Raw genomic sequence first — 21,328 nt, forward strand, 5'->3', positions numbered from 1 at the left:
CCCTTAGTTTGTATTTCCTCCTTCATCATAATTTTCAAAGAAAATGTCATCATGCAAATTGTCTAAATCAGGATTAATTTCCGGACGTGGCGACATAACGACTTTTTTTACAAACTTGTATTGCTTAATTTTTTCAACTAATTGTTCAACATTTTCATCATTCACATATAAACCCACAAACATCATCTTGCGAGATATGTAAGTAATTTGACCAAACTTCTTAAGCTGTTGTACATGCCTTATATTATTGATATAGATGTAAATTGCACGGCGTGGTTGTATTTGAAATGTCATCGATAATCCTTTCTAGCCACTGTATCATTTGGATGAATGACTGGTTTTTTCTTCTGTTGCGCAGCAATATTCAACGTTAAGCCAATAGCAGCACTAAAAGCTATATATGATGATCCACCACCAGAAATAAATGGAAAAACAACACCCGTTATTGGTAACACACCAATAACACCACCTAAATTAACAAAGGCTTGGATAAACAATAAGGTCGCTACACCATACATAACTAATCGTTGGTATTGCCGTTTTTGTCTAATACCCAAAATAATAAGTCGTGTAATAATTATTAATAGTAAAATTAACACAATTACGGTCACTACTGCCCCTAATTCCTCTGTCATTACTGCCATAATAAAATCCGTATTTGATTCAGGTAGATAGGGTTTTATGAGAGAATTTCCTAAACCAACACCAAACATGCCACCATGAGCTATGGCGTAATAACCATATAGTAGTTGACGACTTTGATCTGGGTCAGCCCAAGGATTAACAAAATTAATTAATCTTAAAATACCATAATGCGTACTACCAGTCAGGTGAAATACTTTATCCATCAAATTAATGATTGGTTGTAAAAGTCCAAACCCAATGCCCGCGATAGCAAACCAGGCAACGGTAACCTTTTTAGACACACCAGCTGCAAGTACAATGGTTAGCATAATGAGGGCAGCAATAATCATATTACCGTTGTCTGGCATAATAAATAGCAAAAATAGAGATGAAAAAGGTAAAAGCCAAGCATTGAGTTGGCCAATTGGCTGTTGTAATAATTTAACGTGTGGTTGCCATGGATGTTTAGCAAAAAAGTCAGCAAAGTATAATATCAAAACTAATTTTAAAAACTCAGCCGGTTGCAAAGTAATAATTCCCAGCGGAATCCAACCATGAGCGCCATTAACTGCTGGCATTATTCTGGCAATAATTAAAAGTCCAATTATACCAAACATCATCACCTTTATCCATTTTTCATTGCGCCAATTGTTAATATTAAAATGAAATAAAGTAAACGCACCAATCCAACCAATGAAAACAAAAAGAAGTTGTTTGTAGAAGTTTATCATTGCTGAATTCGTTAAGCTCGCCGAAAAAACCATTACCACACCCAACGAACTGAGTATGGCAAATGGTACCGCAATCCAATAATCTAATTTTCTGATTTTTTTAAACATTAATCGCCCATAATAGTTTTAAGATTTGCATCATCCAAATTTTTGGCAATGGCCACAACAAACGCTTTAGATGCCTCAAAATCCTTAATTGACCAAACTGTTTGGTGGGTGTGGATGTAACGAGAAGCAACACCTAATGCAACGGCTGGCACACCAGTTAACTCAGTTTGAGCTGCTGCTGCATCAGTTCCCCCCTTGGAAACAAAGTACTGATAAGGAATATGATTATCTTCAGCCACAGATAACAAAAATTCTTTTAAGCGCAGCGGCATAACAACAGTTGGATCAAAAACACGTAATAACGTTCCTTGATCTAGGATTCCTTGATGTCCAATTTGTCCTGAAGTATCATCTGCAGCACTAGAATCAACTGCGAAAAAAATATCTGGTTTCAGTAAATTGACGGCGCCATGTGCACCTCGTAGCCCAACTTCTTCTTGAACATTGGCACCCATTATCAAGGTATTAGGTGTTTGAACATTTTCGAGTTCTTCCAAAGCGTCTAATATTGTCACAAGTCCAAATCGATTATCCCATGATTTAGATATTACACGCCTTTTATTCGCTGTCATAACTGTTGATACTTGTGGCACAATAAAGTCCCCAGGACGGACACCAAATGACCACGCTTCATCCTTGTCCAAAAATCCGCCATCAAATAGAACATCCTCTACGGTTGGCATCTGTGGGCCGTGAGCGCTGCCGCGTAATAAGTGCGGTGACACAGAACTTGAAATAATAGGATAATTACCTTTACTTGTGAACAAAGTAAATCTTTGCGAGCTAATTACTGCTGGATTCCATCCACCAAGAGCGGCCACTTTAAGTGCACCACTAGGCAGAATATCTGTCACAATAAATCCAACTTCATCCATATGCGCTGAAAACATTACACGTGGACCTTGTTGTCCCTCTTTAACACCGTAAACACCACCAAGTCCCTCTTGGTGGATTGTATCAACCAATGGTTCCAAATCAGAACGGAAAGATTGACGAATAGCATGTTCTTGGCCAGAAGTGCCTTGTAGTTCTGTATACTTTTTTACACGAGCCCATGTTCTATCATTCATTCTAAATAAATCCTTTCACTAAATCCTTCTTCATACTCGTACAAAATTGGTTCGCCATTGTCAATCTCAAGACCGTCTATGTCTTCATCACTGATATGTTCTATATATTTGACTAAAGCCCGTAGGGAGCTACCATGTGCGACGATTAAGACGTTTTTACCCTGCTGAATCTGAGGCAAAATTTTTGAATGCCAATAAGGAACAAGCCGATCGCTGGCCATTTTCAAGCTCTCACCGCGTGGTTCTAGGCCTTCTGGGTAACGTCTATCTGGAGTAACGTGTTCTAATAGAGGTGGCGTAGCCGTATAACTACGTCGCCATAAGGCAACTTTATTTGCGCCATATTGTTGACGAGCATAATCTTTGTTCAAACCACGTAATGCACCATAGTGCCGCTCATTGAGTTGCCAAGCCTTATGGAGTGGTAACCACAACTGCTCAATTTCTTCTAATATAATATTGTCAGTTATTATTGCGCGCTTTAAAAAAGAAGTAAATGATACATCAAATTGCAAACCATGTCGCTTCAAAACTTCACCAACACGGTTCGCTTGTCTAACCCCTTTTAAGGTCAGTGGAACGTCAGTCCATCCGGTAAATTCATTGTCACGGTTTGCTGTTGACTCTCCGTGGCGAACTAACACAAGTTTAGCAGCCATATGCAACTCCTTTTTTTATACTCTTCCCATTATATCGTTTCAATCATTTTAAAGCTACGTAAGCAAATATTGGATTGCTCACAAATGATCATTTTTTAATATTAGTATGATTATATCATTATTCGAAACATCAATTATCGACGATGTCAGCTCGAAGATATTTTAATTTATCTCCGAATTTAATTCAAAAGACATGAAAAAATTCTTGGTAAAAACCTAGTGTATCCAGCCTTTTACAAACTGATGTCTTTCTTATAAATTTTAGAACAAAACCCTAGTCAAACTAGCACTATTCGTTTAGAATATATGTTCAAGACATTTTTATCTATATTGGAGAGAATATGCGTGATTTAACTCAGGGAACTCCCGCAAAGCAAATTTTATTTTTTACAATTCCACTCGTAATTGGAAATCTTTTCCAACAATTATATAATTTTTCCGATACGCTGATTGTTGGTCAAACACTTGGTGTAAAATCTCTTGCTGCTGTTGGAGCAACTGGTTCAATCATGTTTCTAGTTATAGGATTCGTACAAGGATTCACTTCCGGATTATCAATTATTACAGCGCAACGTTATGGTGCCCGTGATATTGCTGGTGTGCGCAAAAGTATGGCGTCAACAATTATCGTATCAGCAATAGTCACTATAATCGTTACCCTGGTGAGTTTTCTCTTAATCTATCCGTTACTTAAAATCATGCAAACCCCACCAGACATTTTGAATCAAGCATTCACATTTATTAGTATCATCTTAGGTGGTATTTTTGCTACGATGGGGTACAATCTCACCGCTAATGCCCTTCGTGCAGTGGGTGATTCTCGCTCACCGTTAATTTATTTGGTTATTGGTATGTTTGTTAACATTGGTCTCGAATTATGGTTGATTTTAGGTCTTGGTTTTGGTGTTGCTGGAGCGGCTATTGCAACTGTTATCGCACAATTGGTCTCTGCGATTCTAAGCTTTTGGCACATTTATAGATTTGTGCCCCAGCTTCGTGTTGATCGTGATGATTTAAAATGGGACGCAAAAGACATTCGCACTCATTTACACGCCGGTCTACCTATGGGCTTTCAGAGTTCAATTATAGCGATTGGTTCATTAGTTTTACAAGGTGCATTGAATACATTAGGAACAGACGCAGTTGCAGCAACCACGGCTGCGCAGCGTATTGATCAAGTGGCTACACTACCTATGATGTCATTTGGTATAACAATGGCAACCTTCGCTGCGCAAAACTATGGTGCCAAACAATATCAACGCATTTTAATCGGGGTAAGACATGCGCTGTTTATGAGCATGGGATTTGGTCTGTTTATGGGTATTTTAGAAATTACGTTTGGTCATGTTGCCGTGTCTATGTTTGTCGGTGCTGATCAACATCGCGTATTATCATTAGCGCAACAGTACTTCTGGGCTAATGGTGCCTTCTACTATATACTATCCGCTTTATTTATTATACGATATGTTTTGCAAGGACTTAATGACTCCAGAACACCTACCTTTGCTGGTATTGCTGAATTAGTCATGCGAACAGCAGCAGCAATTACTTTAGTTGGACCTTTTGGATTTTTCGGTGCCAGCTTGGCCAATATGTTAGCTTGGACAGGTTCTGTTCTGGTCATGATTCCAGCTTATCTCAAAACTGTTAAAATGTTAAAAGAACAACATATTTCTTTAAATTCCGAACGTTTATAATGTTGCGTTCGTTTATTAAGCGCTTTCACTTATTATTTTTAGCCATTATTCGCGAAAATATCTTTTATTTTCTCATTTTTAATTTAATTATTAGTAAACAACTGCTAAAATTAATTTGTACGTTATTCGTAACTAAATATTTGGGAGGCAATCATGTCTACGATTGCACATTATTTCAAACTTGACGAACTCAACACAAGTGTTCGAACTGAGTTTATTGCTGGTTTAACTACTTTTGTGTCGATGGCTTACATCCTATTTGTTAACCCTACCGTTTTGGGTGCAGCAGGTATGGACAAAGGCGCTGTTTTCACAGCCACAGCAATTGCTTCAGCTGTCGCAACCATCTTCATGGGTGTTGTTGCACTCTACCCTATTGCTATTGCCCCAGGGCTTGGCGTAAATGCTTTTTTCGCTTATTCTGTTGTTATTGGTATGGGCGTAAAATGGGAAACTGCTATGGCTGGTGTGTTTGTAGCCGCATTGATTTTCTTAGTTTTAACATTTTTCAAAATTCGTGAGAAAATCATCAATATTATTCCACAAAATCTAAAGCTCGCTATTGCTTCAGGAATCGGGCTATTCATTGCTTTTATCGGATTGCATGACGCAGGGCTGATTGTAGCTAACAAAGACACCATGGTATCTTTGGGGCATCTATCATCACCTACATCGCTATTATCAATTTTTGGAATTATTGTTACTTTTATATTGATCAGTCGTAAAACACCGGCTGCCATATTCATTGGTATGGTTTTAACATCCCTTGCTGGTATTCTAACTGGTCTAATCAAATTACCTTCTGCCATTATTTCACCTGCTCCTTCACTTGCACCTACATTTGGTGCCGGCGTTATGCATGTTGGTGATATTAATTCTTTGCAACTAGTCACAGTTGTTATCACCTTCTTGATTGTTACTTTTTTTGACACAGCTGGTACAATGATTGGCTTAGCCACACAAGCTGGATTCATGAAAAATAATGAAATGCCTCGTGCTGGCCGTGCCCTAATGGCTGATGCGGTTGGTATGACAGTAGGTGCCGTTATTGGTACTTCACCTACTTCTGCTTACGTTGAATCGTCATCTGGTATTGCAGTTGGTGGTCGTTCAGGATTAACTTCCGTGTTCACTGGAATATTTTTCTTGTTTGCTCTGCTCTTCTCACCTCTTTTATCTGTAGTTACTTCACAAGTCACAGCACCAGCGTTAGTGGTAGTTGGCGTCTTAATGGCCAAAAACTTACGCTTAATTGATTGGGAAGATTTAGCTATCGCAGCGCCAGCATTTTTAATTGTTATTGGTATGCCCCTAACCTATTCTATATCAGATGGTATCGCGCTTGGTTTCATCTTATATCCAATCACAATGATTGCAACCGGTCGTATCAAGAAAGTACATCCTCTGATGTATGTATTAGCGATTATGTTCATTGCATTCTTAATGATCATTGCGCATTAGAAACACAAAAAAAGACGTCGCTTAAATTTCGCGTCTTTTTTATTTTGTTAATTTAAAATTTTTGACGTAAATCACGAGCATTTGCCAGAGCAGTTTCAGTAATATTGTCACCAGATAACATCATAGCAATTGCGTGAACTCGACCATCTTCATCTAAAGGTGCCACTTGGGTGAGTGTACGATCATTTTCAGTTAACTTCGATATCAAATAATGATGCGTTGCAGCTGCTGCAACTTGTGGTAAATGCGTAATTGCTAAAACTTGTGAATCAGTTGAAATTGTGAGCATTTTTTTTGCTATTGCCTGAGCCACACGACCGGAAACACCTGTATCCGCTTCATCAAAAACAATTGAAATGATATGCTGTTGCTTAACAAATGTAGTTTTCAATGCTAACATCAGGCGAGCAGCTTCTCCCCCTGATGCGATCTTGACCAAGGGTGCCATTCCTTCTCCAACGTTAGTTTGGACATAAAATTCAACTTTATCAATTCCTGAGGAGATATAGCCTTCAACTGGATCAAAGTGTACAGCAAACTCGGCCCCACTCATTAATAAATCGTTCAGTTGCTGATTAACATTCTTTTCTAAATTTCGGGCTACTTTTTGTCGAGCCTCACGTAATTTAATCGCCTTTTTTCTTAATAACTGGCGCATGTCATTTTGTTTGACCTGCAGTCGTTCAACATCAAATTCATCATCATCTATAAGCGAAAGCTCTTTTTCGATTTTGGCTTGAAAATCTAATACGTCTGCAACCGACGTACCGTACTTGCGTTCTAATGAATGAATTAGCTGAAGCCGGTCATCAATGCGAATTAGTTCTGCCTCATCATATGTTAACTCACTCAGTTGTTCGTCAACATCACGGCCAACATCTTGGGCTGTGTAATAAGCTTCGGAAATCGTTTTTGCTAGCTCAGCATACTGATCATCATATTCTGCAATATCTTGTAGTTGATGAACTGCTTCAGCAAGGGAATCTATCGCGCCACCTTGCTCGCCGCTTAGTGCCGTCTGCGTTAACTGAAGCCGATCAGCAATTTTTTTGAAATTACGCAACTTATCACGTGCATCTAATAAGTCATTTTCTTCATTTGGCTGCAAATTGGCTTCCTGCAGTTCTTCTTGTTGAAACTTCAAAAGATCTAAACGTTGTGTAATTTCTTGTTGTGACGTTTGAATATTTCTAATCCGAGTGGTGATAGAACGGAATTTTTGAAAAAGTTCTTGGTAATCATTTCTAAATTGGGAAATTTTTTCACCACCAAAAGCATCCAATAACGGCAAATGCTCCTCTGGATTTAGTAATTGCTGTGCGTCATTTTGTCCTTGGATGTCAACTAAGTAACGACCAATAGCCGCTAAAGTTTTCAAATTGACAAGAACACCATTGATTCGAATAATACTCCGCCCATTTTGATTTAATTCACGATAAATAATAAGCTCATTATCATCACCTGCTACACCACTTCGAGCAATTAGATCTCTTAGCTTTTGATTATCCGGAACACTGAAAACTGCCTGTAGAACAGCTTTTTTACTGCCATGACGAACCATTTCAGAATTCGCACGACCACCAGTTAACATGAAAAGTGCATCAATAATAATTGATTTTCCAGCACCAGTTTCACCGGTTAAAACGCTCATTCCTTCTTCAAACTGAAGATCCACTTTTTCAATAATCGCAAAATTTTCTATAATTAGATTTTCTAACATAAGTAACTCCATCAACGTAGTACATGCTATACGTTGTTATTTTTCAAGTAACTTTTGAATAATGTTAATCACTTTTGCCGTAGGAATACCATCTTTTAATAATACGAGAACCGAACCATCATCGCTTATGGTTGCAAATATTTCCGGTAGCTGCACTTGCTCAATCAAGTTTGCTACCAATTGACCATTTCCAGGTTGAACTTTGATCATAATCATTCCACGCTGCGCACGCAAATTCAAAAATGATTGCTGTAGCGCTCGACGTAATCGCTGTAAGTATGGCCTGTCGTCAGATTTTGGTAAATGATATAAAAAGCCATCATGGGAATTTGGAACTTTAATTAATCCTAACTCATTAATATCACGCGATATTGTTGCTTGGGTAACCTTTTCGCCAATCTTTTCAAAATGCGCAACAATATCTTCCTGACGACCCACAGGATGCTCTTTAATGAGCAACAACAAGGCTTTTTGGCGATCTTTTTTATTCATGATCATTCTCCTTATGATTGAGTTGCTCATAAGTGCGTTCAAGTAGCCTGTCAATATTAATATGTCCGCTAATTTCGGCTTGATTTGATCGTTTCAATACTGCTAAGAACTCAATATTCCCTTGTCCCCCCTTAATTGGCGAGTAAGTTAAGTCCGTAATGCTAAAACCATCATTAACCATCATTTGTGTTACTTTTTGTAAAACTTGTTTATGAACAGCTGTATCTTTGATAATACCGTTCTTACCAACATTTTCACGTCCAGCTTCAAACTGTGGTTTAATTAAGGCCACAACATTACCATTCATAGTAATAATATTAGCTAGTGCTGGTAAAATAAGTCCCAAAGAAATAAATGAAACATCGATTGTAGCAAATTCTGGTTGCCCGTATTTAAAATCAGCTAATTTTGAATAGCGAAAGTTTGTATTTTCCATAACTTTCACACGATCATCATTTCGCAACTTCCACGCTAGTTGATTCGTACCCACATCCAGCGCATAAACCAGTTTAGCACCATTTTGAAGGGAAACATCAGTAAAACCGCCCGTGGAAGAGCCAATGTCTAACACCGTTTTGTTTTCAACGGTAATATCAAAATCATTCAATGCTTTTTCTAACTTCAATCCCCCACGGGATACATATTTTAGCTGTTCACCTTTGAAATGTAGTTCCGTTGTCACGGGAATTTTTTCACCCGCTTTATCTAAACGTTCTTCGTTATTGCCAAGAATCTGACCAGCCATCACAGCACGTTTTGCTTGCTCACGTGACTGAAACAATCCTTGTTGGACCAGCAATATATCAACACGTTCTTTTTCAATACTCATTTTTTATCTCCAATTAAACTAACAAAATCATCTAGCAAACGTCGATCAAATTGTTGATCTTGTTCAACAATATTAGCTAATATTTCTTGTGTTGAGAAGAGGTATTGGTCAAGCATGCTTTGTGCCTCTTTAACACCCACTATATGTGGCAATGAGTTCACATCTTCTAATTGATCTTGCTGATAATCGTCTAAATCATCTTGAATTTGAAAGGCCAATCCAAATTTTTCACCAAAATCATACATTGCCTTCTTCGAATCAAAATGAGTATCCTCAACATTGCCATTTTGATGGGTCACTATTGCGCCCAACGTTGTTGTATATCTTATCAATGCTGCAGTCTTCATGCTATAAACATCATTTAACAGCCAATTTGGACTAACATTTTGTTCTTCAGTGTGATTATCCATATCATGGAGTTGTCCTAAAACCATTCCTGATCCACCTGCTTCGCGAGCTAAGTTTTGGGTAATTAATAATAGTTCTTCAATTGGAAGACAATCCTCAGCACTGCATGAACTATTGGCAGTCGCTATGACTTCAAAGGCACCAGTTAATAACGCATCACCGACTAAAATAGCATTGGCCTCACCATATAATGCATGAACGCTGGGTTTTCCACGCCGAAACATATCATTATCCATTGCCGGCAAATCATCATGAACAAGGGAATATGAATGAACCCATTCAATTGCCGTTGCTACCTTCAATATACTTGGTGTGATTGATTTTCCAAAACTTGCAACAACTGCTAATGTCAGCAATGGCCGGAGTCTTTTACCACCATTCAAAACTGCATACTTCATCATAGCAACTAAATCGGAATCCAGGGAAGCCATTGATAAATCATCTTCCAATTGTTGATTAATTTTTGGGAGCCATTCTTTTTGGAAACTTTTTAAATCAATCATTAGTTAATTCCAAATCTGATAATTCATCATCATTATCTATAACTTTTGCCAATGTATCCTCAGCATCCTTCAATGTCTTTTGTAAATCTTTAACTAAACCAACGCCGGTTTGAAAGTCAGCCAAAGCCGTTTCCAAGGGACGATCGCCCTTTTCTAGCTGACTAACGATACTTTCTAATTGTTGTAACTTATCTTCAAATGTAGGTTGTTCACTCATGCTGTACTCCTGTTATTTTTGCCGTGGCATGCCCATCAGAAAAGCGCATGTCGACTTCATCATTAAATTTAATACTTGTTGTGCTACGAACTACTTTATTGTTATGCTCAACAATTGCATAACCACTGGATAATATTTTCAAAGGGCTTACTAAGTCTAATTTAGTACTTAATAATTGTAATCTTTCTTGTACAGGTTGCAATAAACTACGTTGTAACTGTTGTTGTCGTTGCAATATTGCCGACAATTTGTGTTCTTCATTAATTACTTTTTGTTTTGTTAGCTGTTGCAGTGAATGCGATAACTGATCTATTCGTTGATTATACCCCGTGTATAAACGATCCGGTTGCTGAAAAATAACATGCGTTGCAACTCGATTTAATCGTTGTTGTCTCATGTCAATCATCTGTTTAATCCGTGATATTTGCCGTAAATGTAATTCTTGCAAACGAGTGGTCAATTGTTGTAATGTTACCGGTGTCGCTAATTCAGCTGCGGCCGTCGGCGTAGCCGCACGTCGATCAGAAACAAAATCAACTAAGGTATTATCTGTCTCATGTCCAACTGAACTAATCACCGGAGTCTGCATACTAGCAACAGTTCGCGCCAAATTTTCATCATTAAAAGCCCACAAATCTTCAATAGAACCACCGCCACGTCCAACAATTAACGTGTCAAAATCCATATTATCAATACGTTGGAGTTGCCGAATAATTGTTGGCGCTGCCTTTTCGCCCTGCACCACTGCTGGAAATAAAATAACCTGAGCACTTGGAAAACGTCGTTGCACCGTACGAGCAATATCTTCAATAACTGCCCCAGTTGGTGAAGTAATTACCGCTATTTTTTTAGGGAATAACGGTATTTGTTTTTTGGGCAAATCAAACAATCCTTCGGTCTGTAATTTGCGCTTTAGTTGTTCATAAGCTAAAAAGAGTTCACCAACGCCGTCAGGAGTCATTGATTCCAAAATAATGGAATATGAGCCCCGTGGTTCATATATTTCCACCCGTCCAATCGCATTAATCTTCATTCCCTCTTCAGGCTGAAATTTAATGCGCCGTTCATAGCCAAACATTGATGCATTAATCACAGCATTGCTTTCACTATCCTTAATAGAAAAATATAAATGTGGGCCGCGACGGCGACCCATATTAGAAATTTCACCGGTAACATAGACTTTGGCTAAATACGGATCAGCATCAAATTTTCTTTTTAAATAAGCACTCAATGCACTGACCGTTAAGTACTGATTTTGTTCTTTTTCCATTTTTCCTTTAAGCCTACTTAATTCAATAACATGTAAATTCTACTACAATTATACATTAAAATCTGCATAAAAAAACAACTAACCTAAGTTAGTTGTTAGTTTGGCATGCCAGATTCGCTCTGGCTGGCGGCTATTGATTGTCACATCAATAACAAAGTCGCGTCACCACAGTGCAAGCACTGTTAGTCAAGTGAGATGAGCGAGTTCCACAACAACACCCATCACCTACATCTATACGAGACTTGTGATTGAACACAGTAGGCCGCAATCAGCGCTAATTTTTCAAGCGCTTCGACTCATCGCATGCTTTAATTATATCAATAAATCATAAAATAGTCAAAAACTATTCTAATTATTTCAGTATAACCAAACAAGTAGTTTCGTTTACACACACGAGCCAAATCGTTATAATTATAACCATGATAAAATTAACGAAGCTTGAAAAAAAATACATTGACCGCATTGCTAATCCCACTAAAACAGCCTTAGAGGATTTAATTGTGCCTATATCTGATTTAAACGATAAGGCTAACCTAGCTCAATATACTATCGACACCTACGACTTAGGGGAACTAAACAATGTCAAAACCACGGTTTCAAAACATATCTTAGACTTTACCTGTCTAGACGATAATAAGCTCTTGCATGTAACTGGTTATATTGAGACCGACTAAGGAAAGTTGCTTATTCCTCAATAACCACATCTTCCTTTTCCGCTTGTTTTTGTTCATCAACAATATGTTCAAGTTGGTCATTAAACCATGTGGAAATTTTAGCCTTCACACTCTCAGAATCATCTATGTATGTGGCAACGGAGCTTGCTAATGAAATTTTCAAATGGGACTGACTCTCAAATTCATTTTCAGCAATCATATACAGATTGACATCTAATGCGTCTTTTTCTTGCCAAATCAATTTTCGTAATTGGTTTTGATAGCGTAAGGGTAAATTAATGACATTAGTTTCAACACTTAATGTCGTCCCCGTGGATTCTACCCCGCCATTAATCTGCAACTCAATATGTATAAAGTCATCATTTTCAATATGTGAATCAATTTCTGAAAAAAGCGCATCAAGCGGAATTGTTTCGTCATCAGCTACGTCTATTCTTTTGGTATAGAATGTTTCGTTTTCGATATTGGCTAATGCACGTTCACCTGTAATTTGCATCAAAAATCCCCTTTTATTTTCGTAATAATAATTTTTCTCAAAGTTTCTTTCTATTATAAACACAATTAACAACAAATACCAAAATAAAAAGAGCTCAAATGAACTCTTTTTTATTTAAAATTTATGTGGCATGTGATGCCAGAAATCTTCTTTATTGGTCTGACGTGTACGGGCAATCCCCATTGCATGTTCTGGTATGTCATTTGTAATTGTTGACCCAGCAGCAGTAATAGATTCTTGGGCAATGTTAACTGGTGCAACGATTTTGGTATTTGAGCCAATAAACGCGCGATCTCCTACAGTTGAGTTAAACTTATTCACCCCATCGTAATTAACAAATATCGTACCTGCTCCAATATTAACATCTTGACCAACAGTGGCATTCCCTATGTAAGTAAGATGTCCTGATTTAGTGTTTTTACCCAATTTAGCATTCTTGACTTCAACGAAATTACCAACATGAACGTTATCATCTAAGTGAGCAGCCGGTCGCAAATGTGCGTATGGGCCCACTGTCGTGCCATTTTGTAGGATAGCATCTTCAATGTGCGATGATGTAATCACATTATTGTCACCAACCACACTATTTACGATTCGTGACCCTTGTGTAATGGTATTATTTACGCCGATGGTTGTTTTGCCTAAAATAGTTACACCACCCTCAATTAAGGTGTCAGGACCTATTTTAACTGTTGAATCAATATATGTATTCGCTGGATCTAATAGTTCAACGCCATCAACCATTAATTGATGATTAATTCTTTCGTGCATGACGCGGTTAGCTGTTGCCAATGCTACTCGATCATTAACTCCTAATGACTCTGTAAAGTCTTGGAGTGTGTGTGCACCAATCTGTTCTCCTGAGCGTCGCAGAATGTTAAGCGTGTCAGGTAAGTAGTATTCGCCTTGCGCATTATTATTTTGTACTTTTGCTAGTGATTCAAATAATAAACGATTATTGAATACATATACGCCAGTATTAATTTCTTTAATACGACGTTCTGTGATACTAGCATCTTTTTGTTCAATAATTTTCTGAACTGTCTCATCTTCTCCGCGAACAATGCGACCGTACCCAGTAGGATCATCAGCAATGGCAGTTAGTACAGTCACAGCGTTATTTGAACGTTCATGCTCTGCAATGAAACCTTGTAAGGTTTCTGAACGAAACATTGGCGTGTCACCAGACATAATTAGGGTGACACCATCGCTGTCTTTAAGTGCTGCTTCAGCTTGACGCACAGCATGACCAGTACCAAGTTGTTGAGATTGAAGTACAAATGAACTACGATCACCGACATGTTCTTGGACACGTTCAGCGCCAACCCCAATAACAGTGATTAACTTATCCGTCTTAAGTGGTTCGACAGCGTCTAGTACCCAGTCAATCATCGTTTGCCCAGCCACACTATGCAACACTTTTGGGGTTGTTGACTTCATTCTTGAGCCATTTCCTGCTGCCAATATTAATACGTTTATATTGCTCATGTTTAATTAAGCCTCATGTTTAAATATTTCGTTCAAGTAATTACCCGGCGTAACCAAAATTGGATCACCATTTTTTAAGTTTGTGTCGACATGCAATAATGATGTGAAGTGATCAAGTAATCTGGTTGTTGAACGGCCTTCAGCAAATACTGCAGTACCAACCACCGTACCATCAAATTCACCGACCAAGGTTTGCATCCCTTGAATTGTTCCACCAGCTTTCATAAAGTCATCTACGACCAGCACACGTGACCCTGTACGTAATGAGCGACGAGACAATTCCATTTTTTCGACACGCTTTGATGATCCAGTCAAATAATTGACAGACACAGTCGGACCTTCGGTAACTTTCGCATCGTCGCGAACAATTACAAATGGTACATTTAACTGATCAGCAACAGCTTGTGCCAACGGAACGCCTTTAGTCGCTGCAGTCATGACAGCATCAATATCATCACGTATATATTGTGTTGCAATTAAACGCCCAGCTTGTCGTAAAATATCAGGACGACCTAATAAATCAGATAGATAGACATACCCCCCAGGCAATACGCGTGTCTCATCATTTACTAACCGGCAAATATCGTCAATAAACTCTGCTGCTTCGGACTCAGTCATATAAGGAATAAAACGTGCTCCACCAGCAGCACCAGGCACCGTCTCCAATAGACCTGTACCACGTTCTTGGAATGTACGCTTGAGTATTGATAGATCCTCAGAAATTGATGACTTAGCCGATTCATACCTTTTGGAAAAATAAGATAAAGATATCAATTTGCGTGGGCGCTCAAGCATATAGCGCGCCATATCGACTAACCGGTCAGAACGACGTGTTTTCATGATGTGTGACGAACCAAAAAAGTTATTTTAGTTCGTTTCCTCCTAAACTTTTATTAATATTTACGACTAATTATACCATTTTTATTTTCTAATTGTTCGGAAACTAGGCATTTCGTTTAAATTGCCATATTGAAACAAGATAAATTATTACCTCTATAATAGCTATAAAAAAACTGGTTGGTAAATTTGTTAAATAAGCAATTGTCAAGCCAATCCACGTACCGAACAAAGCGAAGACAATGGCCATCCCCATAAGTTGCAACGTCGTTTTAGCATAATATTTTGCGCTCGCCGCTGGTAATGTTACCAGCACAAATATAAGTAAGGATCCTACCAATTGTGATGAAATACTAATCGATAATGCAATCATGATTAAAAAGGTATAGCGCACTGATTTTTGTTTCCATGTTTGAAGAAAAATACCTGCTTCGTCAAATGCTAATTGACGCAAGGAGCGGTAATTGAATAGTAGCGTAATTAATACAATTAAGGCTAAAATTATGAGCAAGTATAAATCACGATGACTAATTCCAAGAACCGAACCAAACAGAATGCCAGTAGCGGCATTGGATGATGTATGACCCAGTGCTAAAAATAATATTCCCAAACCAATAGCTAATGCAGATACAGCACTTGTGACATTATCATGCTTCGTATATGTTGATTCCAAGGCGCCAATGGCCACTGAAGCAACAGAAGTTGCAATCATCATACCCAATAAAGCCGGCCAACCAATCCATAAGCCAAAAGCTGCACCGGCAAAACCTATTTCACTCAAAGAGTGCGTTAAAAAAGCATAATTTCGCGCCACAACAAATGTACCGATAACCCCAGCAACAATGCTGACAATCGTACCTGCTATGAAAGCATTTTGCATAAAATCATAACTAAACATGGCGCACCTCATCTTCTTTGTGCCTAGACGTCATATCCATCGTCAGTGTTTGTAACTGGGTAGCATCTCCTTGTTGTACTTTACCATTTTCAAAAGAAAGATAGCCATCCGCAAAATCAGTGACTAGCTTGATTTCATGTGTAATAAATAGCACTGTCATATTTGTGGCTTGTTGTAAGGTACGGACATTTTCCAATAATTGCACTTTGTGTTCATGATCCAAACTAGCAGTGGACTCATCTAGAATTAACAAATCAGGATTTTTTACTAAGGCTTGAGCTACAAATGCGCGTTGTTTTTGTCCCCCTGATGCTAGTCCTAATCGCTGATCACTCATGTGATTTAAGTCCATACGCTTTAAAGCTTGAGTTATTAACTGCTTTTCTTCTTTAGTAAACCATAAGCGGCTACCATGATTGAAATTCAGTCCGACAAATTCAGATATACTTAAAGGATAATCACGAGAAATATCTCTGAATTGTGGAACATATCCAATATGATTAGTCGCTACCGTTAATGTGCCTTCTGTTTGCTTATTTTGTCCAGTGAGTGTTTTAATGAAACTTGTTTTACCGGCACCATTTTCTCCTAAAACAGCCAGAAACTGTCCAGCCAGTACTTCAATGTTGATATGCGATAAAATAACTTTTTCCCCATACCGAACCATAAAATCTTTCGTGCTAATGATTGTATTCATTTATCTAATGCCTTTTGAATTTTTTTGAGTTGCGTTAATTGCCAAGTCCAAATTTTCGTACTGTCAGGCGTAAATTGACTAAATGTGACGACAGGAATATCATCTTTTTTTGCCATAGTCACAAGTTTTTGTTTCTTTTCAGTTGTATCCTGTGACGTTGTAAAAATAAACTGAATTTTTTTATCAGCTAATTTACTTTCAAGATCTGACATTTGCTTATCCGTTAATTTAGATACATCATCTGTTTCGGCAGCGTATCCCAACTGTGTCATAAGCAAATGCTGTGAGTTGTTTGTAGCGACATACCGAATATCTTTTATTTTTTTTAGGGTTGTATAAAGCGTAGTCAAATCGCTTATTTTTTCCACAAATTGCTTATTGTTTTCGACATAAGTATCACGATTTCTTGGGTCCATGTCACTCAAATAATTCATAATTTGTTGGGCCATTACTACTGTTGTATTTGGGCTTAGATAATACTTCTGTGTCGACGAGTCTGTATGAATATAGTCACTCGCAATTACTAACTTAGGGCTACTATGTAACTTTTGAGCTTCTGTTAACAGCGCACTCGTGTGATCATCTGTCAAAAGTAGTTCAGACTTTTTCAATTTTGTTTTCTGTTGTGCTGTTTTGAGATTGCCCGACATCAGGCTAACACGCCCTTTTTTACCGGCAATAGCTTTTGCAATTTGTTGATAGGCTGGATTATCTGTCGTAATTTTCACAGCAGTATCTTGTATTTCAGTTGTGTCGCCAACCATTTTAGCGCACACTAAAAGAATTCCAATAGGAATTAACATAATCGTTAAAATTGCATAAACGGATTGTTTATTCATGTCATTCGTTTCTAAAGTAGGATCTGTAATCGCTATAAAAAAAGCCCTTAAGCGGGCAACTCATCAGCGAATGTAATGTCAATATTCTTTGTTAAAATATCTGTATAACTATATGAAGCATGTTCAAAATTAGCATCCTCATCTAATTCGACAACGAACAATGAAGGAAATGTTGAACGAAGAATTCCTGAGCGCTCCGTGATTTTCTTTCGTCCAGCTTGGGCAATAATCGTCACTTCTTGACCCACATGAGCGTCAATCTTTGTTTTAATATCTTGCAAACTACTTGGCATTTTTATACCACCTTTCGTGTAAAAGCTAGTTAAATTATACCACAAATAAGGAATGTTTGCAATTTTCTGCGAATATTAAAACATATTGTCGAATAATTATTCGTTTATTGTATTAGATTTTGATCACATAATGCCAAATACAATTGCGTAAACTGTTCCAAATTCAGTCGTTCAGCACGAATTGCTGGATCAATTTGCGCGGATTTCAAAGCAACTGTTAATTGCTCTTTTGTTCTCGCATCTTTACCATATGTTTGTAACATATTGTTCCATAAACTTTTGCGGCGGTGTGAAAAACCGCCCTTAATCACACCAAAGAGTTTACCAACATCATCGACAACAGTGGTTGGTTTTAGTGGAGTTAATTTAACCACTGCACTGTCAACATTAGGTGATGGGTTAAAAGAGCTCGCTGGTACTTTGATTGCTAACGTCGCTTGTGCAAAGTATTGGATGGTTAACGTTAGTACGCCATAACTTTTCGTTCCAACTACCGCATTTAATCGGTCAGCTACCTCACGTTGCATCATAACTACGATATTATCCCAATTAATATTAGCTCGGAGAAGCTGAATGAGAATAGGAGTGGTAATATAATATGGTAAATTGGCGACAATTTTTACATGAGCATTGTCACCGAACTCTTCGCTAATGACTGTCCCTAAATCGACCTTTAACACATCATTTTCGATTACCTTAACATTATCATAAGGTTTCAAAGTGTCAGCTAAAACTTCAACCATTTGCGAATCAATTTCAAAAGCCAACACCTTTTTAGCTGAGCGAGCTAATTGCTCGGTTAAAGCACCAATTCCTGGGCCGATTTCAATAACATAATCCTCTGCAGTAATTTCGGCTGCTTCGACAATATTATGTAGTACATTTAAATCTGTCAAAAAGTTTTGACCAAATTTTTTCTTAGCTCGTAAGCCATATTCATTTAAAATAGCCTGTGTTCTCGTTGGATTGGCTATGTCAATTGTCTGTGCCATTTTAATATTTTCCTTTAAATACATCTTCCACTTGCGTACGTCGAATACCAAATGCTTGCAATCGTTTCAACAATTGTTTTCCGTTTGCATAACCAATATGCAACTGCTCACCAACAAGCGCCCGCTTAACACGCGCTTCTGGCCCACTGAGTAGTCCTAGATCTAGAAGAAATGAACGATCAATATCTGAAGTTATCCCAATTGTGTGCACTGGTGCAATAACATTGGCCAATGCATTTCGCAACGTATCTGGCGTTGCGTGTTCAACACCCAATGATTTATGCGGATTATCTTTTGTTGCACGTGCTTCTGCCTGCGTCAAGTAGGCTTGTTTAGCTGTTGGTACTGCTTCTGTAACCATATGACGAATACGTTGGCCATTAAAATCTGGGTCAGTTAAGATAATTATTCCTCGCGTTTTAGCTGCTAATTTAGCTCGCTCAATGGCATCTTCATTAACCGCACTGCCACCAGTTTCAATAGTATCCGCAATAACTGCACGCGCAAGATTTTGCGTATCTGATCGTCCTTCAACAACAACCATTTCGTTAATTTTAGGCAACTCATTCATGATTTAAAAATAAACGATGTGCATTGCCACGTGTCACATCTGATAAGTCTTTAGCTGACATCTCTAATGTTTCAGCCAAGCTATCGATGACAAACTTAACTAATGCTGGCTCATTCGTTTTGCCACGATAAGGTGTGGGAGCCAAATAAGGAGCGTCCGTCTCAACCAAGAGACGATCTAGAGGAATTGTTTTTGCTGCCTCACGAACTTCTTCGGCTTTTTTAAAACTTACAACACCACTAAAAGAAATGTGCATTCCTAAATCAATAAATGCCTTAGCCTGCTCTGGTGTGCCAGAAAAACTATGCATCACACCCTTCTTCACACCTGAATCTTTTAGTATTTTATAAACATCTTCAAAAGCATCACGATTATGGATAATGACAGGTAAATCAAATTTTTTAGCTAACCCAAGATGCTTTTTAAATGCTGCAACTTGGACATCGTGAGTCGTTGTTTCCCAATAGTAATCCAACCCCGTCTCACCGACACCAACAACCTTTGGTTGTTGTAGTTGCTGTTCCAATGTGATAAACGCCTGATCATCAAAATCTTTTGTATCCTCAGGTTGAAAACCAAGAACTGCATAAATATTATCATGGTTGTTTGAAATTTCTAATGCACGTTCATTACTTTGTGCATTGTATCCCACCACATTCATTTCCATTACACGAAACTCATTAGCTCGCCCAATATACGCTGGCACATCATGAAATAATTGGTCATCATTCAAATGTGTATGGGTATCATAACTATCTGTTGGTGTTTTAGTTGGATCATATATCGCCATTTTAGTCTCCAGTAATAAATTATTCTTTGTTTAGTATATCATGATAAGCACATTACTAATAATACACACGGTTAAAATGAAAAAACCGCTACTTAAGCGGTTTTTTCATCACGTGCAAAATGTTTTAAAACACCGTTAACAAACTTACGGTCATCTTCATCAGCAAAAGTTTTTGCTAATTCAATAGCCTCATCGATGGCAACTTTGTATGGAGTTGCTTCGACAGCAGTTAATTCGTAAATTGCTAATCGTAAAATAACTAAATCAGCTTTATTAATGCGGTTAATCGCCCAACCTTCAGCTAAATGTGATGAAATTTTTTCATCCAAATCTGCCTTGGAGCCTAAAACGCCATTAACTAAGCGTGGTAAATAATCATCGAATTCCTTACCATTTAGCACAATTTCGTATAAATCATCAATTTTATTACTCTGTGGATCTTTTTCTAACGCAAAAAGAACTTGAAATGCAGCTTGTCGTGACTCATGTCGCGTTAAGTTTGCCATTAATTAGCTACCTCATTCTCACCAAATAAATTATCAGGATCAATCGTGTGATCCGGCTTTTCCGGTATAATTCCACTAACGTGCACATTAACACGCGCTACTTCTAAATCTGTCATTGACGAAACTTGAGATTTAATTGCATTCTGAATGTTTAAAGCTATTTTTGGTACTGGAACACCATATTGCAAAAAAACATACGCTTCAATCACTAAGCCATCAATTGTTTGCTGTAATTCAACGCCCTTTCCGCGGGCAGTTGATCCAAATACACTGGCAAATCGATCTGCTAATTTACCTCTCATTGAGTAAACACCAGTCACTTCTTGTGCCGCAATTTGTGCAATAACTTCAATCACCTCTGGCGTTACCTGTGTGGTTCCTGGCACTTCACTCTCAGTGATTAATAACAAATTCTTAGTAGTTGCTTTATTGTATTTAATTTCTTTGGCCATATTTGC

At 38.0% G+C, this 21,328-nt stretch carries 25 protein-coding genes; 3 read left to right on the forward strand and 22 right to left on the reverse strand.

All coding sequences use genetic code 11. The annotated features are described in order from the left end of the window. Positions 1 to 3: 3 nt before the first annotated feature. From A6B45_RS07725 to A6B45_RS07740, 4 genes are read right to left on the reverse strand one after another with little or no spacing between them, the layout of a single operon-like run. A complete protein-coding gene (locus tag A6B45_RS07725; protein ID WP_072614053.1) occupies positions 4 to 294 on the reverse strand; it encodes a YlbG family protein in 291 nt (96 codons plus the stop codon). After that, the gene (locus A6B45_RS07730) at positions 291 to 1,463 is read right to left on the reverse strand and encodes an FtsW/RodA/SpoVE family cell cycle protein (RefSeq protein ID WP_072614054.1); all 1,173 of its coding nucleotides are present in this window, start codon (positions 1,461 to 1,463) and stop codon (positions 291 to 293) included. Before A6B45_RS07730 ends, A6B45_RS07725 begins: the two co-directional genes overlap by 4 nt. Further along, complete coding sequence (gene pepA / locus A6B45_RS07735) at positions 1,463 to 2,533, reverse strand: glutamyl aminopeptidase (RefSeq protein ID WP_072614055.1); 1,071 nt, start codon at positions 2,531 to 2,533, stop codon at positions 1,463 to 1,465. Before pepA ends, A6B45_RS07730 begins: the two co-directional genes overlap by 1 nt. Continuing rightward, a complete protein-coding gene (locus tag A6B45_RS07740; RefSeq protein ID WP_072614056.1) occupies positions 2,530 to 3,192 on the reverse strand; it encodes a 2,3-bisphosphoglycerate-dependent phosphoglycerate mutase in 663 nt (220 codons plus the stop codon). The genes pepA and A6B45_RS07740 overlap by 4 nt, the downstream gene beginning before the upstream one ends. Positions 3,193 to 3,533: 341 nt before the next feature. On the opposite strand from A6B45_RS07740, the gene A6B45_RS07745 reads away from it, so the two are divergent. Together A6B45_RS07745 and A6B45_RS07750 are read left to right on the forward strand one after the other, a co-directional pair. Beyond that, a complete protein-coding gene (locus A6B45_RS07745) occupies positions 3,534 to 4,889 on the forward strand; it encodes an MATE family efflux transporter (RefSeq protein ID WP_072614057.1) in 1,356 nt (451 codons plus the stop codon). 153 nt (positions 4,890 to 5,042) lie between these two features. After that, on the forward strand, positions 5,043 to 6,350 hold the full coding sequence (locus A6B45_RS07750) for an NCS2 family permease (protein ID WP_072614058.1): 1,308 nt from the start codon (positions 5,043 to 5,045) through the stop codon (positions 6,348 to 6,350). 52 nt (positions 6,351 to 6,402) lie between these two features. On the opposite strand, the gene recN is transcribed toward A6B45_RS07750, so the two are convergent. From recN to xseA, 6 genes are read right to left on the reverse strand one after another with little or no spacing between them, the layout of a single operon-like run. Then, a complete protein-coding gene (recN, locus tag A6B45_RS07755; RefSeq protein ID WP_072614059.1) occupies positions 6,403 to 8,070 on the reverse strand; it encodes a DNA repair protein RecN in 1,668 nt (555 codons plus the stop codon). A gap of 36 nt (positions 8,071 to 8,106) precedes the next feature. Next, a complete protein-coding gene (locus A6B45_RS07760; RefSeq protein WP_072614060.1) occupies positions 8,107 to 8,562 on the reverse strand; it encodes an arginine repressor in 456 nt (151 codons plus the stop codon). Next, positions 8,555 to 9,391, reverse strand: a complete 837-nt coding sequence (locus A6B45_RS07765) for a TlyA family RNA methyltransferase (protein WP_072614061.1) — start codon at positions 9,389 to 9,391, stop codon at positions 8,555 to 8,557. Before A6B45_RS07765 ends, A6B45_RS07760 begins: the two co-directional genes overlap by 8 nt. After that, entirely contained in the window at positions 9,388 to 10,302 is a 915-nt protein-coding gene (locus A6B45_RS07770; protein WP_072614062.1) for a polyprenyl synthetase family protein, read from the reverse strand. Before A6B45_RS07770 ends, A6B45_RS07765 begins: the two co-directional genes overlap by 4 nt. Next, the gene (locus tag A6B45_RS07775) at positions 10,295 to 10,519 is read right to left on the reverse strand and encodes an exodeoxyribonuclease VII small subunit (RefSeq protein WP_002815368.1); all 225 of its coding nucleotides are present in this window, start codon (positions 10,517 to 10,519) and stop codon (positions 10,295 to 10,297) included. The genes A6B45_RS07770 and A6B45_RS07775 overlap by 8 nt, the downstream gene beginning before the upstream one ends. After that, entirely contained in the window at positions 10,512 to 11,789 is a 1,278-nt protein-coding gene (gene xseA, locus A6B45_RS07780) for an exodeoxyribonuclease VII large subunit (RefSeq protein WP_072614063.1), read from the reverse strand. The genes A6B45_RS07775 and xseA overlap by 8 nt, the downstream gene beginning before the upstream one ends. A gap of 419 nt (positions 11,790 to 12,208) precedes the next feature. Here xseA and A6B45_RS07785 point away from each other — a divergent pair, with 419 nt between their 5' ends. Next, positions 12,209 to 12,463, forward strand: a complete 255-nt coding sequence (locus A6B45_RS07785) for a hypothetical protein (RefSeq protein WP_072614064.1) — start codon at positions 12,209 to 12,211, stop codon at positions 12,461 to 12,463. Between the two features lie 10 nt (positions 12,464 to 12,473). Here the strand turns inward: A6B45_RS07785 and A6B45_RS07790 are convergent, their stop codons facing one another. The 12 genes from A6B45_RS07790 to A6B45_RS07845 form a co-directional block, all read right to left on the reverse strand. Continuing rightward, positions 12,474 to 12,959, reverse strand: coding sequence for a hypothetical protein (locus tag A6B45_RS07790; RefSeq protein ID WP_072614065.1), 486 nt, complete (start codon positions 12,957 to 12,959; stop codon positions 12,474 to 12,476). A gap of 114 nt (positions 12,960 to 13,073) precedes the next feature. Continuing rightward, positions 13,074 to 14,447, reverse strand: coding sequence for a bifunctional UDP-N-acetylglucosamine diphosphorylase/glucosamine-1-phosphate N-acetyltransferase GlmU (glmU, locus tag A6B45_RS07795; protein ID WP_072614066.1), 1,374 nt, complete (start codon positions 14,445 to 14,447; stop codon positions 13,074 to 13,076). A gap of 6 nt (positions 14,448 to 14,453) precedes the next feature. Next, entirely contained in the window at positions 14,454 to 15,287 is an 834-nt protein-coding gene (purR, locus tag A6B45_RS07800) for a pur operon repressor (RefSeq protein WP_011680260.1), read from the reverse strand. Positions 15,288 to 15,390: 103 nt separating this feature from the next. Continuing rightward, entirely contained in the window at positions 15,391 to 16,182 is a 792-nt protein-coding gene (locus A6B45_RS07805) for a metal ABC transporter permease (RefSeq protein WP_072614067.1), read from the reverse strand. Continuing rightward, positions 16,175 to 16,879, reverse strand: a complete 705-nt coding sequence (locus A6B45_RS07810; protein WP_072614068.1) for an ABC transporter ATP-binding protein — start codon at positions 16,877 to 16,879, stop codon at positions 16,175 to 16,177. Before A6B45_RS07810 ends, A6B45_RS07805 begins: the two co-directional genes overlap by 8 nt. After that, positions 16,876 to 17,718: a metal ABC transporter substrate-binding protein gene (locus A6B45_RS07815; RefSeq protein WP_072614069.1), complete on the reverse strand. Its 843-nt coding sequence runs from the start codon at positions 17,716 to 17,718 to the stop codon at positions 16,876 to 16,878. Before A6B45_RS07815 ends, A6B45_RS07810 begins: the two co-directional genes overlap by 4 nt. Before the next feature lie 47 nt (positions 17,719 to 17,765). Beyond that, the gene (locus A6B45_RS07820; protein ID WP_002815378.1) at positions 17,766 to 18,011 is read right to left on the reverse strand and encodes a Veg family protein; all 246 of its coding nucleotides are present in this window, start codon (positions 18,009 to 18,011) and stop codon (positions 17,766 to 17,768) included. Positions 18,012 to 18,115: 104 nt separating this feature from the next. Then, the gene (rsmA, locus tag A6B45_RS07825; RefSeq protein ID WP_072614070.1) at positions 18,116 to 19,003 is read right to left on the reverse strand and encodes a 16S rRNA (adenine(1518)-N(6)/adenine(1519)-N(6))-dimethyltransferase RsmA; all 888 of its coding nucleotides are present in this window, start codon (positions 19,001 to 19,003) and stop codon (positions 18,116 to 18,118) included. Between the two features lies 1 nt (position 19,004). Next, a complete protein-coding gene (gene rnmV, locus A6B45_RS07830; RefSeq protein ID WP_072614071.1) occupies positions 19,005 to 19,574 on the reverse strand; it encodes a ribonuclease M5 in 570 nt (189 codons plus the stop codon). Beyond that, on the reverse strand, positions 19,567 to 20,364 hold the full coding sequence (locus A6B45_RS07835) for a TatD family hydrolase (RefSeq protein WP_072614072.1): 798 nt from the start codon (positions 20,362 to 20,364) through the stop codon (positions 19,567 to 19,569). The genes rnmV and A6B45_RS07835 overlap by 8 nt, the downstream gene beginning before the upstream one ends. A gap of 92 nt (positions 20,365 to 20,456) precedes the next feature. After that, entirely contained in the window at positions 20,457 to 20,870 is a 414-nt protein-coding gene (nusB, locus tag A6B45_RS07840) for a transcription antitermination factor NusB (protein ID WP_072614073.1), read from the reverse strand. Next, positions 20,870 to 21,322 (reverse strand): Asp23/Gls24 family envelope stress response protein, encoded by a 453-nt coding sequence (locus A6B45_RS07845; protein ID WP_072614074.1) that lies wholly within the window; start codon positions 21,320 to 21,322, stop codon positions 20,870 to 20,872. Before A6B45_RS07845 ends, nusB begins: the two co-directional genes overlap by 1 nt. Positions 21,323 to 21,328: the final 6 nt, after the last annotated feature.

Origin of the sequence: Leuconostoc suionicum (genome assembly GCF_001891125.1) — a bacterium.
Taxonomy (GTDB): Bacteria; Bacillota; Bacilli; order Lactobacillales; family Lactobacillaceae; genus Leuconostoc; species Leuconostoc suionicum.

Coding starts and splice junctions, on each gene's coding strand:
- nusB (WP_072614073.1), bottom strand. CDS start 20,870: ATGGCAAACTTAACGCGACATGAGTCACGACAAGCTGCATTTCAAGTT.
- A6B45_RS07770 (WP_072614062.1), bottom strand. CDS start 10,302: ATGATTGATTTAAAAAGTTTCCAAAAAGAATGGCTCCCAAAAATTAAT.
- xseA (WP_072614063.1), bottom strand. CDS start 11,789: ATGGAAAAAGAACAAAATCAGTACTTAACGGTCAGTGCATTGAGTGCT.
- A6B45_RS07745 (WP_072614057.1), top strand. CDS start 3,534: ATGCGTGATTTAACTCAGGGAACTCCCGCAAAGCAAATTTTATTTTTT.
- rsmA (WP_072614070.1), bottom strand. CDS start 19,003: ATGGCACAGACAATTGACATAGCCAATCCAACGAGAACACAGGCTATT.
- rnmV (WP_072614071.1), bottom strand. CDS start 19,574: ATGAATGAGTTGCCTAAAATTAACGAAATGGTTGTTGTTGAAGGACGA.
- A6B45_RS07725 (WP_072614053.1), bottom strand. CDS start 294: ATGACATTTCAAATACAACCACGCCGTGCAATTTACATCTATATCAAT.
- pepA (WP_072614055.1), bottom strand. CDS start 2,533: ATGAATGATAGAACATGGGCTCGTGTAAAAAAGTATACAGAACTACAA.
- A6B45_RS07740 (WP_072614056.1), bottom strand. CDS start 3,192: ATGGCTGCTAAACTTGTGTTAGTTCGCCACGGAGAGTCAACAGCAAAC.
- A6B45_RS07820 (WP_002815378.1), bottom strand. CDS start 18,011: ATGCCAAGTAGTTTGCAAGATATTAAAACAAAGATTGACGCTCATGTG.
- A6B45_RS07785 (WP_072614064.1), top strand. CDS start 12,209: ATGATAAAATTAACGAAGCTTGAAAAAAAATACATTGACCGCATTGCT.
- purR (WP_011680260.1), bottom strand. CDS start 15,287: ATGAAAACACGTCGTTCTGACCGGTTAGTCGATATGGCGCGCTATATG.
- glmU (WP_072614066.1), bottom strand. CDS start 14,447: ATGAGCAATATAAACGTATTAATATTGGCAGCAGGAAATGGCTCAAGA.
- A6B45_RS07730 (WP_072614054.1), bottom strand. CDS start 1,463: ATGTTTAAAAAAATCAGAAAATTAGATTATTGGATTGCGGTACCATTT.
- A6B45_RS07790 (WP_072614065.1), bottom strand. CDS start 12,959: ATGCAAATTACAGGTGAACGTGCATTAGCCAATATCGAAAACGAAACA.
- recN (WP_072614059.1), bottom strand. CDS start 8,070: ATGTTAGAAAATCTAATTATAGAAAATTTTGCGATTATTGAAAAAGTG.
- A6B45_RS07815 (WP_072614069.1), bottom strand. CDS start 17,718: ATGAATAAACAATCCGTTTATGCAATTTTAACGATTATGTTAATTCCT.
- A6B45_RS07775 (WP_002815368.1), bottom strand. CDS start 10,519: ATGAGTGAACAACCTACATTTGAAGATAAGTTACAACAATTAGAAAGT.
- A6B45_RS07835 (WP_072614072.1), bottom strand. CDS start 20,364: ATGGCGATATATGATCCAACTAAAACACCAACAGATAGTTATGATACC.
- A6B45_RS07750 (WP_072614058.1), top strand. CDS start 5,043: ATGTCTACGATTGCACATTATTTCAAACTTGACGAACTCAACACAAGT.
- A6B45_RS07810 (WP_072614068.1), bottom strand. CDS start 16,879: ATGAATACAATCATTAGCACGAAAGATTTTATGGTTCGGTATGGGGAA.
- A6B45_RS07765 (WP_072614061.1), bottom strand. CDS start 9,391: ATGAGTATTGAAAAAGAACGTGTTGATATATTGCTGGTCCAACAAGGA.
- A6B45_RS07760 (WP_072614060.1), bottom strand. CDS start 8,562: ATGAATAAAAAAGATCGCCAAAAAGCCTTGTTGTTGCTCATTAAAGAG.
- A6B45_RS07805 (WP_072614067.1), bottom strand. CDS start 16,182: ATGTTTAGTTATGATTTTATGCAAAATGCTTTCATAGCAGGTACGATT.
- A6B45_RS07845 (WP_072614074.1), bottom strand. CDS start 21,322: ATGGCCAAAGAAATTAAATACAATAAAGCAACTACTAAGAATTTGTTA.